The sequence below is a fragment of the Pseudomonas psychrophila HA-4 genome (genome assembly GCF_000282975.1).
Taxonomy (GTDB): domain Bacteria; phylum Pseudomonadota; class Gammaproteobacteria; order Pseudomonadales; family Pseudomonadaceae; genus Aquipseudomonas; species Aquipseudomonas psychrophila_A.
The window spans coordinates 22,992-39,093 of the sequence record NZ_ALJC01000115.1; the positions used below are offsets into that span (position 1 = coordinate 22,992).

Below are 16,102 nucleotides of genomic sequence, written 5' to 3' on the forward strand. Positions count from 1 at the left end.
CTCCTGCTTACTGATTCGAATACGGGGAAAGATACGGGCTGACCGGCATTGGCATGCGCCCAGTGAAGTCTTCAAGCGTGTAACGCAGGTATAACCCCCCGGTCCATTGCTTGTAGTCCTGGGCGTTGTCCATCCCGAAGCTGCCGCCCAGAATCATGTTACTGCCCAGTCGATACTCGGCCGCCGCACCAAGGTTGTAACCGATGCCTGTTTTATTCTGGCTTGAGTACTGGGTCAGCAATGAAGAGCCAGCAGCTGCATAACCCGCTGACGCCTGCTCCAGAGCGCCCTGCATAGCATTGTCGTTAGCGAAGTATGGTGTTGAATCCTGTTCGATGTGCTGCAGCCCCACCGAACCGCGCAGCGTGTAACTCAAGCGATCAGTGCGTTGCGACCAACTGACAGGCACCCCGATGGAGAAGTAGTTCTGCGGGCTGAAGTAGCCGCCGCTGCCATAGGTGTAGACGCCCTGGTTGTTGTCGTATGTCATGGCCGTAGCACCCAGACCCGCAGTCAACTGGCGGGTGTCATCTTTGACCAGGTACCAATAGATTCCGGCGCCGCCTTCGGCAAGGGTGTTGTCTTTAACGTTGTTGCCCAGCAGTTTGTACAAACCGCCATAGCCGTACGCGCCGTACTCACCGTTGTCATAGCCCAGTTTCACGCGCGCACCATTAGCGGTAACGCCGCCCCATTTAAGCCCGCTGCGAGCATCTTGAGCGCCGGCAAAGGACACCAGACTGTCGTTGACAGCCCGACGCGAAAGTGTGACTCCGTAGCGGAACAGGCTGTCTTCGCTGAACGCACGATCAAGGCTCACGCCGCCCACTGCGGTGTTGTACAAGAAGCCCAGCGGAGTAACACCGATGTCAGCCTTGAGGCCTTCGGAGGGCATTTCGTAACCCACCGCCACACCAACGCCAGAGTCTTTTTGACGACCTGTCGAACCATTGACACCGCTGGCCGCCGCCAAGCTGGCTGGGGTTGGATTGGCCCCGGCCAGTACCGTTTGTACTGCTGCTATTTGTGCAGCGTTAGGCCCACCGAACCGGGTTTTAGCGTCGTCGCCCACGCTGCCAGCGTTCAACGACACCGGCGTCACGCGTAAGGCGACGCGGTCATCGCCCACCGGCAGACTGATCTCCAGAGGAGCCTCAACGTCAGTCATTTTGCTCAGACCCGACTCGCTGTCATTGCTGCGAATGGCTATGCCCTGGGTGATACGCGGACTACGCTCCTGTTTGATCTCGCTCAAAGCAGTTTCCATCGCCTGACGCGCATCTTCCTGCGGATCGATTGGCGGGGCTGCTGCTACACGGCGAGTATCACCGTAATCATCATCCAGCGGCGGGATCGCATACCGCCCTTGGCTAGCACCCGGTGCCGGCGCTATACGCGCTGAGCTGCCCGGATTGCCCGCGTAAAAGCGCGGGGCTGGCTCAATCACATCATCCGCTGCAACAAGTTGTGCCTGCGCGGGCTCCGGAATCTGAGAAGTGTTCTGCGACAAGCGCGACTGACGACGCTGACCGGCAGCCCCGACAAATGGGTTAGCAGACGCCGTGCTCGCGAATGGATTAGCTTCTTGCTTGTTGACCGGCGCCTGCAATGCCAACGCGCGCGTATACAGGTCCTGAGCTTTGGCATTCTTACCCTGAGCACGGAAAATGCCTGCCGCGCTGGCAAGAATCTGCGCATCATTAGGCGCCAGTTCCAAGGCCTTATCCGCCGCGTCAGCAGCCCCGCTCTTATCACCCGCTTTGCTTAAGGCCTGAGCCATGCCGATTTGCAATTGGGGGTCATTTGGCGCGTTTCGAAGCAAGGGTTTGTAAAGCGCGATGGCTTTGGCACTGTCGCCGTTGGCCAGGTACATACGGGCCAAAGCACCGTTGGCCAACGGGTCATTTGGTCGCTGGGCCAATGCCGGGGCCAACGTGTCGTAGGCAGCAACCAAGTCGCCCTTCTCTCGCAATACATCAGCTTGACGCACGGTGTACAAGAACAGCACTTCGTCGTAGGTGCGTTGATCAGCAGCGGTCAGAGGCTGACTCTGCAACTCGTGCAAGAGCTGGTTGACCTGCGCATCGTCACCCGTTTTCAGCAGCAAACCGGCGTAAGCAAGACGCAACGACATCGGCGGGTTGCTACTTTGCGCAATAGCGTTGCGCAACATAGACAGCGCGTGATCGGGGTAACCGGCATCCACGTAAGCCGACGCCAGCATCCCCATGGTTTGAGGTCTACCATTGGCTGCCAGCTCAGCACGACGCAACAAGCTCAGCGCCTGGGCGCGGTCGCCCTGCTTGGCCAGCACAGAGGCCTGACTCACCAACGACTGCACCTGAGCTTCATTGGCCAGTTGCTGCATCGGGGCAGTTCGCTGACTGAAAGGAATTCGATCCAGAGTGGTTTGCGCCGCAGGCCATTCACCTAACTGACTTGAAAGCAAGGCGCTGGCGTACAAAGCCTCTGCGCTTTGCGGGTTCGCCTTGAGCAGGTCAGCCATGGTTTGTCGAGCTTTATCCGGCGTCTTGGCTTGCAGGTAATAAAGCGCCAGGTCGTAGTTAGTCCAGACGCTACCCGGATCATTGCGCACCGCGTCTTGCTGAGCCGCAATCGCGCCCTTGAGGTCGCCACTGCGAGCGGCATTTTTAGCCTTACCAACCGCCACTGCCGCTTTCAACGGACGCAGATCACCCAGACGCGCCTGCTGGGCCGGCGTCATTCGATCGACCATTTGCATGGCCTGACTGGCCTGACCGTTTTGCGACATCACCGTGATAAGGCCCAACAAGGCGTCAGGGTTGTCGTTGTCTAAGTTCAGGGCCTGGCGATAGCTGGTCTCGGCGTTGTTTAACTGATTTTGCTCTGCCTGAATCCCGCCAAGAGCGATGTAGCCTTCAGGCTGGCGCGGTTTGCTGGCAATGGCTTGCTGCAATAGGTTACGAGCACGGGGCAGGTCTTGACTGGCTTGCGCCTTTTCAGCCTGGCTGAGTAGGCTCCAGTAGCGGTTACTGTCGAGTGCCGTTTGCCAACGCTTATCTGAACCGCGAGAGGCCGCACGGGTCAGCAATTCATTGGCATCGCTTAAACGCCCCTGGCGTTGGCGCACCAGACCTAGGCCACCCAGCGCATCCGGGTCTTGCGACTGCTCTTTTAGACGCGCCAGAAATGCCTGCTCGGCGACGCCCAACTGATTGTTTTGGAGGGCCTTGAACCCACGCGCCAGATTTGGGTTCATGTTGGCAGTTGTGCCCGCAGTAGCACGACGTTGCATTTGTGTACGAATTTCAGCGTCGTTCGGATTGGCCTTGAGATAAGCCTCAAACAATGGAATGTCCGATGGACGTGGCGTACCTAGCCAAACCAGACCCTGACGCCAGCTCTCGGTGGCTTCTCCACTCACCTCAGGCAGCGTGGACAGTTGCGCAAGACGATTCAAACCCTCAGGACGGGTGCCTTCATTGCGAATCAGTAACTTGGCCAGCACCAGCTTGGCCTGAACGTTGTTCGGGTTCTGTTGCAGCAAACGCTCCAACCCCTGACGCGCTTCATTGGCACCACCGGGGGTATAGCTCAAGTAGTTGTAGAACTCTAGGCCCAACTCGCCTTGCGGCGCCTTGCCTGCAAACGCCTGTCGATACAACGCTACCGATTTTTCCAGATCGCCACTTCGGGCCTGAGTGCGCGCTTGGTCCAGCAGGTCCGGGTTATTACCAGCCTGCAACGCTATGGCCTGCTCCAACTGCAAAGTCAGTGGATCGCCAGCATGGGACTGCTTCATCTGCGCCAGGTAATTGCTGGCACCCGAAAGCCGTTTTGCTTTGAGTTCAAGCAAACCCAAACCATAGAGCGCATCAACTTGTTGCGGATCAATCAACAACAGCTTTTTCCAGACCTCTGAGGCCCGAGCCGGATCATTTTGAGTCTGCCAATATTTACCCTGTTGCAGCAGTGCCTTGCCCGCATCATCCAGTGCGGCAAAACTGCTGCTGCTAATCAAGGCTGCAAATATCCCAAAGGCTATTGCGTGAGGGCGCGCTGGCATTTCATCTCCCACATCGGTTGCAACTTCCCGTCATCGAGGAAGTGGTAGCGGTTGTCCATATAGCCCAGCGAAAACAGGCTCAGTACAAAAAAGTAATATGGCGGCTGGGCGATTTTGATCGCTTCAGGCGTCAGGCTTTGCGCCATAAGTTGCTCGACTCGCAAGGCTTCTTGCTGTTGCAGTGTCGTTTTGCCCAAGGCATTGAAATACGGGAGCAGCGCAGCGGAAAAACCAAACGGCCCCGCCCCACTACGCTCGCCACTCACGACCCGAACTTTTTCCGGGGGTACGCCATCGTCAATAGTGGCTTGAAGCATGCCGCCCAGATTATCGAGCATAGCTTTGCGCAGGCGATCACGTGCAGGCATCAGACCAGCCCACATATACGTACGAATCGCGTCGTAACTGCCCAGGTCACCCTTGGTCGGATCAACAATGAATTCGCCGGTTTTAGGCCCGGTAGCCCGATAAGTGACCCAATCCGCAACAAAACCGTTGTGAGAAACGGCTTTGATCATAGTTGCAGTATTTTTCGCTATCTGTGCCCACGGTCCTTTGGGATCGACTTCTGCAAAACGTCGAAGTATCGGAATCGGCATGTAACTAGGGTTAAGTTGCCATTGATCCGGCGTGGTCAGGTCAGGCTTGATAAAACCGAACTTGCCCGGCATGAGCATCTTGCCTAAACCCGGCAAGATGGCAACTTCCTGCTCCGCGACGTTACGCAGAAGATGCCGACCCGCGTCTATGTAGTCAGGGCGATGCCACAGACGACCGGCTTCAAGTAACGCGTAGGCAAACCACAAGTCACCATCAGAAGCCGAATTGCTGTCCAGCAATACCCACTCACCTTTCTCGTCTAGCCCCCAGAACCAGCCGGGCAAGTGCGTCTTGATGTCACCTTGCGCCAAGTTGTTCTCGCTCCAGCGCCAGAGCTTTTCAAAGGTTTCACGATCGTTGGCCACCAACGCAAAAAACATGGCATACGACTGCCCCTCTGAAGAGCTGTGACGCTGCGGCGTGCTGGCATCCATGACACGTCCGTCCGGCTGCACAAAGTACTCGACAAAGGTCTCCCATAGCGGCCAGGGCGAGTTGCATGTGTCGGCGCGAGCTGTGACCGGCAACAGCCAGGTCAACAGCAACGCCAACAGCGCTAGCCCTTGCAAGCGCAGAGCCCCTCCCTTCACACGCGTTATCAAAGGCACGAAGGCTTATCCTTTAAGACGTTTGTTAGCACGTGCACGCAACGCCAAGTAAGCCAGGCCACTGAGCAGCACCACGCCCAATCCGGTCAGTACCAACACCCACAGCACATGGCGCGACATCAGCCATTGCAGGTATTTAACTGTGCCCAAGCTACCCACGTAATAGTCCTCGTCCGCCACCAGTGGCTCGATGGTTTTACCGCGTACCACGACCAGACTGCCCTGAATGGATTGAGCGTAGTCATCACCGCCAATCAAGGCATTGGTTACGTCAGCGAGGCCTTCAGGTTGGCCGCTGGCGATCACGACCACACTGCGACCGCTCTTGAGTGGTGACTCAAAGCCGGTCAGGTAAGTGCTGCGAGCACCACCGGAGAACGCCATGGCCAGTTTGGTTCTACGCAGATTCGCTTCCGGGTCAGGGCTGAACCAGTCACGAAGGCGCATTGGCAAGTCAGACAAATGAAATTTCTGCTGACCATTCGCATCGTAGGCAGGCAAACGATCGGCCCACTGCGTCAGCAATGGCTGATTGTTGCCCGAGCCGAATACCAGCAGATCCTTGTCTGCGGCGCTTGCTACCTGAGCGGCCTCGATAACCTGCACACCGACTGCTGGATAACCGGTGGACTGACCAAAACGGCCGAGTACGGTCAAGAAAGCATCCAACTCAGCGATGCCTGGATGGTCCGGCAGCACTACTGCGGTTTCTGACAAGTCAGCCATACGGGTGAACGGGAAGCCGGCGTCTTTGAACACACCTAGGTTAGGCATCGCCATAAAGTGATCATAGCCGGTCAAATCCAAGGTCGACTCAGGGTCGATTGAGCCGCGCATGTTATCAATAATGATGTCGCGGCATTCACCTTGCTTGATGTAGTCGAACATGTAACGCAGTTGCAGACGTGACTGCAGGGCGACCGAGTTCAGAGGCAGACGCACACTGATCTCGCGATCAAGATTGCCATCATTGGCTTTCAAGGCACTGAGCACGCCGCTGTCGAGCTTGTCTTCGGACGGCAGACTCTGCGACTTAATCAACGCGTCGTTGAAACTAACAATGAACGACGAGTTGTTGGATTTTTCTTGTGGCGTGTAGCGGTACTTGAGGTCCAGCGGGGCCCCGTCATCGCGCCAAGTGAACAGATCCGGCGGGAGGTTCAGTGGCACGGTGATGTCGCCCGGGTTGTAGCCGGACACATTGAATTGCTGTGCAGGCAACAGTTCGCCGAGCTTGACCTTGCGATCCGTTGGCAACCAGTTTGGCGCGTCATAGGGTTTGCGCGGCTGCACGACAGTGAGGCTGTCAATGACCACATTGTTGCCCGACAACGCCTGGCTTCCAAGAACCAGTGCTGTAGCGGCACGCTTAAGCTCGGCACTGTCACGTCCGCTGATCACCAACAGCTTGCCATTTGGGTCGTTAGGGTTAGTGATGATGCTCAGGGTCGGCCCCTTGGCCGCTGGCAGAGCCACCCCACCCACTTGAAGATCACCCGAGCCGCTAACCAAAACCACGGCATTACCCGAGGCGGGGATTTGATTCAAACTCGACGAAAACCGTGCCCCGCGATAGCTGGCCAAGGCGCCAAACCAGGAAGACAGCGCACCGGCAGCCTCCAGCGTGACGTTGTCCGGCGAGTTCACAAATACGAACGGCAGGTTTAATGGTCGCGCATCCCGACGGTCGAAGAACGGTAACGGCAAAATCGACAAATCGTTCGGCAATAACAAGGGCGCCACGTCAATCTTTAAGTTGGTGTCATTGCTGATTTTGGCCCACAAGCTTGAGTGCTGCGGGTCTTCACAACTCATTGTGTAGTGCCCGATAAATTGCAGGCTCAAACGGTTGAACTCAGTGATGAGGTGCGCAGGAATATCAATCGTCTGCTGCTGAGGTTGCCCCGCCTTGTCTTTGGGCAATGGCAGGCTAGCTGCAACCTCATCGTTGACCAGAACGTTGATCTGCGACAGATCCGCCAACAAGGCTGGCGAATACGCGTATTCCAGATTCAACTTGGCACCGGTAACAATGGAGTCGGCACGCACGTTGAAACTGACGCTGTCGGTCGAATCAACACCGCGCAACGTCATGGGGTAATTACGCCCCAATTGCTTGAGGGTCACCGTGTAACTGTTGGGACTGGCTGCCGGAGCAACTGGCGCGGGAGCTGTCTCGGCGAATGCAGTGCCGCCACTCAACGCCAGCCAGGCACATGTCAGGCCTGCCAGTGCACGACGTGAGTCGCGCAGATTACCGAAAGCGAAAGAATTTAAATTCATCACTTGTCCATTACGTTTTCTAGAGTGGATGGGGCGACACGACGACGGTGCAAATGACTGCTCACTTCCATGGTCGTGGCTTTAAAGAGTGCGCAGACACCGCGCCAACCGATACGGGTGACCGCACGCAAGGCTGTCAACGGAGTATCGACCTGCCCGTGCCCCCAGGTTGAGGCCCAGGTATCGGCACGCGAGAACGTGAGGCGTATCAAGTCGCTTTGCTGATGCAAGGTCAAATGTTCGAACTGCACGCCCAACAATGAGCCACGGCTAAAGGCGATGACGGCGGGGAAGACACTCGGCTGATCGTTGCGAAACAAAGACAGTTGCACCCGTGTGCCTTGAGGCACGTTAACGCCTTCTGGCAAACGCAGGCCCATGCCTTTTTGCGAGAAGTCTTGGGTCACGCCCCGAATCACGCGACCGTCGTCAAGCGTCAGCAGCGCGGGTAACTCTGCCGCAACCCGCGGCTCGGAGCGAACCTGACGGGTTTCACTCGCTACCGCCACGGCTGCGCTGGTGATAATCAGGTTGTAGATGGTCCATACCAGGTTGATGAGCAACGTGGTAACAGCGGATTCATCGCCTTGTGCCAGCCGTACGAAGCCGAAAATCATTCCTGCCACGTTGAGCGCAAGCAAGATGATGTACGGACGGGCCAGCTTCCAGTCGAAGAAGGTCTGGTCGATGATGCCGCCCTTGTCCGTTACGTTGAAACCACCGAACTTGGGATTGACCAGCGCCATCAACACCGGACCCATGATGTACCAGGCCAACACTGTCTCGTAGACCTCGTTCCAGAACGAATGTCGGAAACGCCCCTGAATACTGGAGTTGGTCAAACTGGCGTGAAAAATGTGCGGCAATGCATAGGCACTGATCATCAGCCCCGTGGCATGGAAGATTTGCGCATCAAAAAACAGGTATGCCAGCGGTGCGGTCAAGAACACCAGACGCGGCAAGCCATAGAAGAAGTGCAACATGGCGTTGAGGTAGCACAAGCGCTGCCCCATGTGCAGGCCCCTGCCAACCAACGGGTTATCGGTACGGAAAATCTGTGCCATGCCCCGAGCCCAGCGAATCCGCTGGCTGATATGGCGCGACAGGCTTTCTGTCGCCAAACCGGCCGCCTGCGGGATCGCCAGATAGGCCGTGTTGTAACCCGCGCGGTTGAGTTTCAGTGCGGTGTGGGCATCCTCGGTCACGGTTTCTACCGCAACGCCGCCCACTTCCAGCAGCGGCTCACGGCGTAGCACTGCGCAAGAACCGCAGAAGAACGTCGCATTCCACAAGTCGTTACCGTCTTGCACCAGGCCGTAAAACAACTCGCCTTCGTTCGGCACTGAACGGAAAGTGTTGAGGTTTTTCTCGAACGGGTCCGGAGAAAAGAAGAAGTGCGGCGTTTGCAACATCGCAAGCTTGGGGTCTTTCAAAAACCAGCCAATGCTCACCTGCAGAAATGAACGGGTCGGTACGTGGTCAGCGTCGAAAAAGGCCACGAATTCGCCACTGGTGACCTTCAAGGCTTCGTTGAGGTTACCGGCCTTGGCGTGGCGGTTGTTGTCACGCGTGATGTAGTTGACGCCGATCTGCTCGCAGAAGTCGCGGAAGTCTTCACGGCGGCCGTCGTCGAGCACGTGGACACGCAATTTGTCTTTGGGCCAGTCAATGGCTTGGGCGGCAAAAATCGTCAGTTTTACGATATCGAGGGCTTCGTTGTATGACGGGATAAACACGTCAACTACAGGCCATTCACTCGGTGGCCCCTTGAGCAGAACCGGTTGCCGACGAAGCGGCCAGGCCGTTTGCAAGTAGCCGAATACCAGCACCACCAACGCGTAGATTTCTGCCAGCACCAAGCCGTAACCAAATGCCATGTCGACCCAGCTTTCGAACCCCAAGGTCGCGGTCAGACGCCAGTACATATAACGCAACGAGGCCGTTAACGAGAGGCCGATCATGATCAGCACGGTCAGACGCCCCGGGATCTTGCGCAAAATCATCGCTACCGTGAAGCAGCCCAACGCGAAGATGCACTGCGCGTACAACTCGAACGGCGCAATGATGATAAAAACTGCCAACACGCTACAAATCAGCATGGTGCTAATAATGAGCGTGCGACGTGCCATATCCGGCCATTGATCAAAGCGATCGGAAAACGCCTGAGCTAAACGCTGGATGCGCGTTGGCTCGGCTGCTGCTTCAGATTCCGGCGTTGTGTTTATCACTGGGCTTCAATCCCTTGAGCGCGCGAGGTTTCGAATCGGGCCTTGAGTTGCTCTCCCAGCAGCAGCACGTCCTGACACGCAACTGAGGTTTCAGCCATGGCCAATGGGTTACGCCCATAAGCCAGTGCTTCACCCAGTGTGTTGTCCAAAGAAACAACTGCCATCAATTGCTCCCCCAGACGTCGTTTTAGTACCTGGAGCATGTCTCGGGAAAACTCACGGCTGCCGTCGAACTGATTAACCACATAATTGCAGTGCGAATACGCCGGGCGCACATCAGAGGCGCCCAGCACGCGATCTATTTGATCCAGAGTGATGAAACTGGCGGCATCGGCGGTGGTGACCACAATCACTTCATCGGCCACATCCAGCGCCTGCTCTAAGTACTGCGTAGATCCGGTCGGCGTATCAATGATCACCACATCGTGCTCACCCAAATCCATGCTATCTAAATGACGCGCCAGCCAATGCCGGTCCTCAGCCATTTCGCGAGTGAGAGAGTGACACTCGTCGTCACTTAAAACGCCGTAAGGCAGCAACAGCGAACCATCAAAGCCATGCTGTAACCTGTCGTTCCAATTCTGCCCGGCCATATTGGCACTGCCGATACCCGAAACACTTTGTTCGACACCGAGGTGAAATTGCAAAGCGTTTTGCGGATCAAGGTCGATGGCCAGCGTTCGACCACCACCCATGCGCAAACTGCTAGCAAGACCAGCACTCAGCGTGGTTTTACCAACGCCGCCCTTGAGTGAGACCAACACCACAATGTGCGCCTTGCACTTCGCCGGACGCGCCTTGGTAGCCACATGACGCAGTGCGTCATCGCTCAAGACTTGCGCCTCGACCTGACGAGCCTGAATCACCTCTGCGAGTAAGTTACGCAGTTTGGCTGGAGCCGTTGCAGCAGCAACGTGCAGCAACTGTTCTTCAGGGACCACTGGCGCCGCCAGACTTTCGGGTGCAGCAACCACAGTTGGGATTTCTGGTGTGGCAGGAGAGGCTAATACCGACGCAACCTCTGGAACAACCAAAGGCTCTACGACCGGCGCACTGGCCGACAACTCAAGAGGGACCGGTTCAACAGCCGCTTGCGGCTCAACCTTCACAGCCTCGACTCTCTCTTCGACGGGTTCGACCACCGGTGCAGGCGCGGTCTCAACGATAACTTCAGGCACAGCCTCAGCCACAGGCGCGGCCACTACGTCAGGTTCAGGCAAAGCTTCAAGCGTAACCACTGTCTTTTCCAGCTCAAGCGTCTCTTGCTTCTCTTTGTAATCGAACTGACTTTCGAACTCGTGATAACTGTCCGAGCTAGCTCCGAACCTGCTGAAAAGATTCGATATGTCGTCTGTACGATTCATAGAGAATTCCCGTGACGCTGACTTTTTATTAAGGACATATGCCTCGCGACATTACGGACGTCAAAATAAGCTATCAAAATGACATCGTCAATATTTTGAATGCGTCAGGCATTAAATCTTTTATCCAATGTGTTTCGCCATAATTTTGACTTTTTGCGATTTTTTTAAATTGACGCTACTGAGTCGATTCAGCTAAATCACCACCACCCGCCGTGTTGAAACCCCCTATCTACAGGTCTCAAAGGCCAAACCGTAGGATTATGCATAAAATCTTAAGGGTTTACAGGATCGTTATCCATGTCGGCATTGAATTGACGCCCCCATACTTCGCCATAAGGGGCTGCACACAGCAATTCACGGACCATATCCCCGAACAGAGATTAAATCCGCACAACTACATTCATTTGAATATCACCGCCCCAATAAAGGGTAAAACAACATCACTCAAAAGCCTTAAATCGCCCACAGCATTAATATCGCCCCACCATCTGACTCTAGCTGGTAATCACCAAACACCAATGTCCTACAGAATATTTCCTTTCGCTTACCAACCAATCGCGCCTAGAACTACAGGAAATCAAGCCCCCCAGGCTTGACCTGCGACAAAGCCAACTTTGATCTCCCGGCCCCTAACTCGCTGCCCGCAATCAATTTGCTTGCGTTTCATGGTCTTTTCATCAGGTATTAAAAACCCGCCAAAGCGGGTTGATAAGCCATGCTGTAGTCAGAGAGAAAACGCTTGCGCGCCTTCCTGCACGACCTCGTTCCCGCTCCGCGGGCAGCTCTAGCGAATAAGTCGGATCACCGAAGTGCTTAAGCGGCCAGCCGAGCAACCACAGACCCGGCAACACTCGGCAAGAAGCTCCATAACTTTCTTTCCACTCATTGGCCAGCTTTTGCATCTCGCCAAGACTGCAAAGCAATTAAAGAATTAGCGGGGCGATATAACTCGACATAACACGCTACAGCCACCCAAGAGATAAAAATGAATTGTCCAACCTGCATTGAATCGGGTGGCGAGAACAGCGTGAAAGGCATCAAGCCAAGACACTCCCGGCGCCATCTCTATTGATGGCAAGCGCTGGCCTGACACTCTCAGACTGGAGCTTTGCAAATCGCAAACAACAAAAAAGGGCCCACCTTTCGGTGAGCCCTTCTAGACCGCCCAGCAGAGCGGATTTTGTTTGGTAGGCGCGATTGGACTCGAACCAACGACCCCCACCATGTCAAGGTGGTGCTCTAACCAACTGAGCTACGTGCCTGCTGTGGGGTCGCATTCTATAGATTTGCGGAGGTGTGTCAACACCTTTTTTGCAGCTAACCCTATGAATAGTCGAATTATTTATTTGAAGCCTAAAAATACGCTGCGGGCGCTGGCTAGCGGGTGGATTTCAACTCAGGTAGCATCGGCTGCACTCGTAAAAAATATAAAACAGAGGTTCCAGAATGGCGAACACACCTTATCCCCAGTCTTACTATGCCGCCTCGGCTAACACGGCCCCGGAGCGCCCTGCCCTGCAGGATGAGGTTGAAACCGATGTCTGCGTCATCGGCGCTGGCTATACCGGGCTGTCGAGTGCTCTGTTTCTGCTGGAGAACGGCTTTAAAGTCACCGTTCTAGAAGCGGCCAAAGTTGGTTTTGGCGCCTCAGGGCGTAACGGCGGGCAAATCGTTAACAGTTATAGCCGCGACATTGATGTGATTGAGCGCACTGTCGGCGCCAAGCAGGCACAACTGTTAGGCCAGATGGCGTTTGAAGGCGGCAAGATTATCCGCGACCGCGTCGCCAAGTATCAGATCCAGTGCGACTTGAAAGACGGCGGCGTGTTTGCAGCGATCACCAGCAAGCAGATGGGCCATCTCGAAGCTCAGAAAAAGCTGTGGGAGCGTTATGGCAATACTCAGTTGGAGTTGCTAGACCAACGCCGAATTCGTGAAGTGGTGGCCTGCGATCACTATCAGGGCGGCCTGCTGGACATGAGCGGCGGGCATATTCACCCGCTTAACCTGGCGTTGGGCGAGGCCGCGGCAGTCGAGTCATTAGGCGGCACTATTTACGAACAGTCGCCAGCCGTGCGCATTGAGCGTGGCGCCAACCCGGTGGTGCATACACCGCAAGGTAAGGTCAGAGCTAAGTTCATCATCGTTGCGGGCAATGCGTATCTGGGCAATCTGGTACCGGAACTGGCCTCTAAATCGATGCCGTGCGGCACGCAAGTCATCACCACTGAACCGCTAAGTGATGAGCTGGCCAAAACGCTGCTGCCGCAAGATTATTGCGTCGAGGACTGTAACTATTTGCTCGACTACTATCGCCTCTCAGGCGACAAGCGCCTGATCTTTGGTGGCGGCGTAGTGTATGGCGCACGTGATCCGGCAAACATTGAAGCGATCATTCGTCCGAAAATGCTCAAGGCCTTCCCGCAACTCAAGGACGTGAAGATTGACTACGCATGGACGGGTAACTTCCTATTGACGCTGTCACGCTTGCCTCAAGTTGGGCGTATCGGTGACAACATTTATTACTCGCAAGGGTGCAGTGGGCATGGGGTGACATATACCCACTTGGCCGGCAAGGTACTGGCGCAGGCCCTGCGTGGACAGGCTGAACGCTTCGATGCATTTGCTGATCTGCCGCACTATCCCTTCCCAGGCGGGCAGTTGTTGCGCACGCCGCTGACTGCGCTCGGCGCTTGGTATTACAGCCTTCGGGACAAATTCGGGCTCTAAGGTATTGGATGCCGCCTGAGAGCCATCCCGTTTAACGCACGCAGGCTGCGATCTTTATTGATCGCAGCCTGCGTCTTGTTATTTGTGCGCTTGCAGCGTCTTAATTGCCTTGGACCCAGCCTGCTCTTGCCCAGAACGAGACAGTTCGTTGGCGACTTTTAACCAGCGCGCATTGTCGACGTTGGCCGGTAATTGGTCCGGCGACATAATCAACACGGCCCAACCACCAGCGTCTTTCCAGCTAGACTCGAATTTTTTGAAGTCCATGAGTCGCCGCCGGTCCATCCCCGCCCGCAATAATACGGTCTGCTTGGTGCGGTTATAGCCCGCCAGTACCGCATAACGCGGTTCGGTCCAGATACTGCCGTCCATGAAGCGAACCATCACTGGGTGCCCCGCCGCCACCTGAGTCAATAATGCTGGAAGTGATGAGTCCAGCGGATAAACCATGAGCCCGTACTGCCCGGCCAGTTGCTCCATGTTGCCTTGCAGTGACGCTTCTGCCTCGGGCAGTTTCAACGGTTTGGTCAAAAGGCCCGGCGTGATTCTGATGTGTTGTTCGCCCAGCATGCTGGCCAGTACTTGTGGACCGCTTTGATAGGCATTGCCACGGAAAAAGGGCACACCATTAAGCTCGACTCTTTCTGGCAAACGGCGCATTTCAGTCTGATCAACACTGGCACAGCCTACGACGGCCAAGGCCAACGCGGCCATCAGCCATAGTCGCGCAGCTTTTAATACAATCACTCCCTGCATATTCCCTCGCTTAGAATGAGCGCCAAACCTTGAGGTCCGACATGGCCGTCGATCATAGGGCGCCAATAAGGCAAGGTATAGCCTGAAACCACAGTGAGGGCGCATCCATAGAGCCAATCAGTTAGTTAATCACGACCTTTGGTCAATAGACTGCAACACGGCTAACGCTAGACTGTGACCTGCAGAGTGTTTATGCCCACCACGGGCAAAGGAGGCACTTATGAGCCCTACATTGACGATAATCCTGCTGATCACTGGCTGGTTAACCGTCGCCGCCGCGATGTTCTGGGGGCTGATGCGCATTAGCCGCCATCATCATCCGCAGGTAGAGCCAAAAAAGGAAGAAACACCCGAACAACCGGCAACTACGACTGCCAGCGCCCACTAAAGCCTTTAGCAAAAAAAACCGTCCATCCCGAAAGGTTGGACGGTTTTCAGTGACTACCCGCGCTTACTTCGCCAACAACGCTTGGCGTTTTTCCCGCACCCGCCGCGCCAGAATATTCAATGTTTCAACCGTGGCGGAGAACGCCATGGCCGCATACACATAGCCTTTTGGCACATGAGCACCAAAGCCTTCAGCGATCAACGTCATGCCAATCATGATCAGGAACGCCAGGGCCAACATCACCACGGTTGGGTTTTCATTGATGAACTTGGCCAAAGGCTCCGAAGCCAGCAGCATCACCAACACCGCCACCACTACCGCAATCACCATGATCGGCAAATGCTCGGTCATGCCGACCGCGGTTACGATGCTGTCGATGGAAAACACCAAGTCCAGCATCAAAATCTGACCAATCGCAGCAGCAAAGCCAATGGCTACTTTGGAAGACACATCTTCAGCTTTGTCTTCTGATTCCGGAGTCATGCTGTGGTGAATTTCACTGGTGGCTTTCCAGACTAGAAACAAACCACCCGCAATCAAGATCATGTCCTTCCAGGAGAAGGCCTGACCCAACACTTCAAACACCGGCGTGGTCAGTTGCACGATGTAGGCGATGGTACTAAGCAGGCCCAAACGCAGAATCAGCGCTAGGCCGATACCGATACGTCGGGCCTTGGTGCGAAATTGCGCCGGCAACTTATTGGTCAAGATGGAAATAAAGATCAAGTTGTCTATCCCGAGCACAACTTCCATCACGATCAGCGTGGCCAGGGCGATCCAGGCCGTAGGGCTGACAGCCAGTTCTAAAAGGTATTCCATAAGTGCGTTCTGACTCTGCAGTAAGACAATTTAAATAGTATGCGTTGAATCTTTGTTTTCTTGCGCTGGCTTTTCTTTCTCGATCAAGCGACCACCTGTGGCGTCGTTCAGTGCCTGCTCGGCCGCTTTGTGCGTGTCATCAATCGCCTGCTTAGCCGTTTCAGCCGTTTTACTGAGCATTTGCTGCGCGGCTTTTTCAGCCTGATCACAACCACTCATCAGCAACAAGGCCGACGCCAGCAGCGCTACACAACCTGCGTTTTTAATGTTCATTGTGA

The 16,102-nt window shown here is 55.4% G+C and carries 10 protein-coding genes and 1 tRNA gene; 2 read left to right on the forward strand and 9 right to left on the reverse strand.

The window, feature by feature from the left end:
* Positions 1–7 precede the first annotated feature (7 nt).
* From B347_RS0119325 to B347_RS0119350, 6 genes are all read right to left on the reverse strand, one after another.
* Positions 8–4,048: a cellulose synthase subunit BcsC-related outer membrane protein gene (locus tag B347_RS0119325; protein WP_019411345.1), complete on the reverse strand. Its 4,041-nt coding sequence runs from the start codon at positions 4,046–4,048 to the stop codon at positions 8–10.
* Positions 4,024–5,256 carry a cellulose synthase complex periplasmic endoglucanase BcsZ gene (gene bcsZ, locus B347_RS0119330; RefSeq protein ID WP_019411346.1) on the reverse strand — a complete coding sequence of 411 codons (1,233 nt, stop codon included), beginning with the start codon at positions 5,254–5,256 and terminating at the stop codon, positions 4,024–4,026. The genes B347_RS0119325 and bcsZ overlap by 25 nt, the downstream gene beginning before the upstream one ends.
* A 6-nt stretch (positions 5,257–5,262) precedes the next feature.
* Entirely contained in the window at positions 5,263–7,539 is a 2,277-nt protein-coding gene (bcsB, locus tag B347_RS0119335; protein WP_019411347.1) for a cellulose biosynthesis cyclic di-GMP-binding regulatory protein BcsB, read from the reverse strand.
* Complete coding sequence (gene bcsA, locus B347_RS0119340) at positions 7,539–9,767, reverse strand: UDP-forming cellulose synthase catalytic subunit (RefSeq protein WP_019411348.1); 2,229 nt, start codon at positions 9,765–9,767, stop codon at positions 7,539–7,541. Before bcsA ends, bcsB begins: the two co-directional genes overlap by 1 nt.
* A complete protein-coding gene (bcsQ, locus tag B347_RS0119345) occupies positions 9,764–11,131 on the reverse strand; it encodes a cellulose biosynthesis protein BcsQ (RefSeq protein WP_019411349.1) in 1,368 nt (455 codons plus the stop codon). The genes bcsA and bcsQ overlap by 4 nt, the downstream gene beginning before the upstream one ends.
* A 1,185-nt stretch (positions 11,132–12,316) precedes the next feature.
* Positions 12,317–12,393 (reverse strand) — tRNA-Val (locus tag B347_RS0119350).
* A 184-nt stretch (positions 12,394–12,577) separates the two neighbouring features.
* Here B347_RS0119350 and B347_RS0119355 point away from each other — a divergent pair.
* On the forward strand, positions 12,578–13,861 hold the full coding sequence (locus B347_RS0119355) for an NAD(P)/FAD-dependent oxidoreductase (RefSeq protein ID WP_019411350.1): 1,284 nt from the start codon (positions 12,578–12,580) through the stop codon (positions 13,859–13,861).
* Positions 13,862–13,939: 78 nt separating this feature from the next.
* Here the strand turns inward: B347_RS0119355 and B347_RS0119360 are convergent, their stop codons facing one another.
* Positions 13,940–14,617 (reverse strand): peptidase C39 family protein, encoded by a 678-nt coding sequence (locus B347_RS0119360; protein ID WP_019411351.1) that lies wholly within the window; start codon positions 14,615–14,617, stop codon positions 13,940–13,942.
* A 220-nt stretch (positions 14,618–14,837) separates the two neighbouring features.
* Here B347_RS0119360 and B347_RS26745 point away from each other — a divergent pair, with 220 nt between their 5' ends.
* The gene (locus B347_RS26745; RefSeq protein ID WP_019411352.1) at positions 14,838–15,005 is read left to right on the forward strand and encodes a hypothetical protein; all 168 of its coding nucleotides are present in this window, start codon (positions 14,838–14,840) and stop codon (positions 15,003–15,005) included.
* 63 nt (positions 15,006–15,068) lie between these two features.
* Here B347_RS26745 and B347_RS0119370 read toward each other — a convergent pair whose 3' ends face one another.
* Together B347_RS0119370 and B347_RS0119375 are read right to left on the reverse strand one after the other, a co-directional pair.
* The gene (locus tag B347_RS0119370; RefSeq protein WP_019411353.1) at positions 15,069–15,824 is read right to left on the reverse strand and encodes a TerC family protein; all 756 of its coding nucleotides are present in this window, start codon (positions 15,822–15,824) and stop codon (positions 15,069–15,071) included.
* A gap of 30 nt (positions 15,825–15,854) precedes the next feature.
* Positions 15,855–16,097: a hypothetical protein gene (locus B347_RS0119375; RefSeq protein WP_019411354.1), complete on the reverse strand. Its 243-nt coding sequence runs from the start codon at positions 16,095–16,097 to the stop codon at positions 15,855–15,857.
* Positions 16,098–16,102: the final 5 nt, after the last annotated feature.

Bases quoted from the DNA above. Each gene is read 5' to 3' on its own strand.
- B347_RS0119325 (WP_019411345.1), bottom strand. From the start codon at position 4,048: ATGCCAGCGCGCCCTCACGCAATAGCCTTTGGGATATTTGCAGCCTTG.
- bcsB (WP_019411347.1), bottom strand. From the start codon at position 7,539: ATGAATTTAAATTCTTTCGCTTTCGGTAATCTGCGCGACTCACGTCGT.
- bcsQ (WP_019411349.1), bottom strand. From the start codon at position 11,131: ATGAATCGTACAGACGACATATCGAATCTTTTCAGCAGGTTCGGAGCT.
- B347_RS0119355 (WP_019411350.1), top strand. From the start codon at position 12,578: ATGGCGAACACACCTTATCCCCAGTCTTACTATGCCGCCTCGGCTAAC.
- B347_RS0119360 (WP_019411351.1), bottom strand. From the start codon at position 14,617: ATGCAGGGAGTGATTGTATTAAAAGCTGCGCGACTATGGCTGATGGCC.
- B347_RS26745 (WP_019411352.1), top strand. From the start codon at position 14,838: ATGAGCCCTACATTGACGATAATCCTGCTGATCACTGGCTGGTTAACC.
- B347_RS0119370 (WP_019411353.1), bottom strand. From the start codon at position 15,824: ATGGAATACCTTTTAGAACTGGCTGTCAGCCCTACGGCCTGGATCGCC.
- B347_RS0119375 (WP_019411354.1), bottom strand. From the start codon at position 16,097: ATGAACATTAAAAACGCAGGTTGTGTAGCGCTGCTGGCGTCGGCCTTG.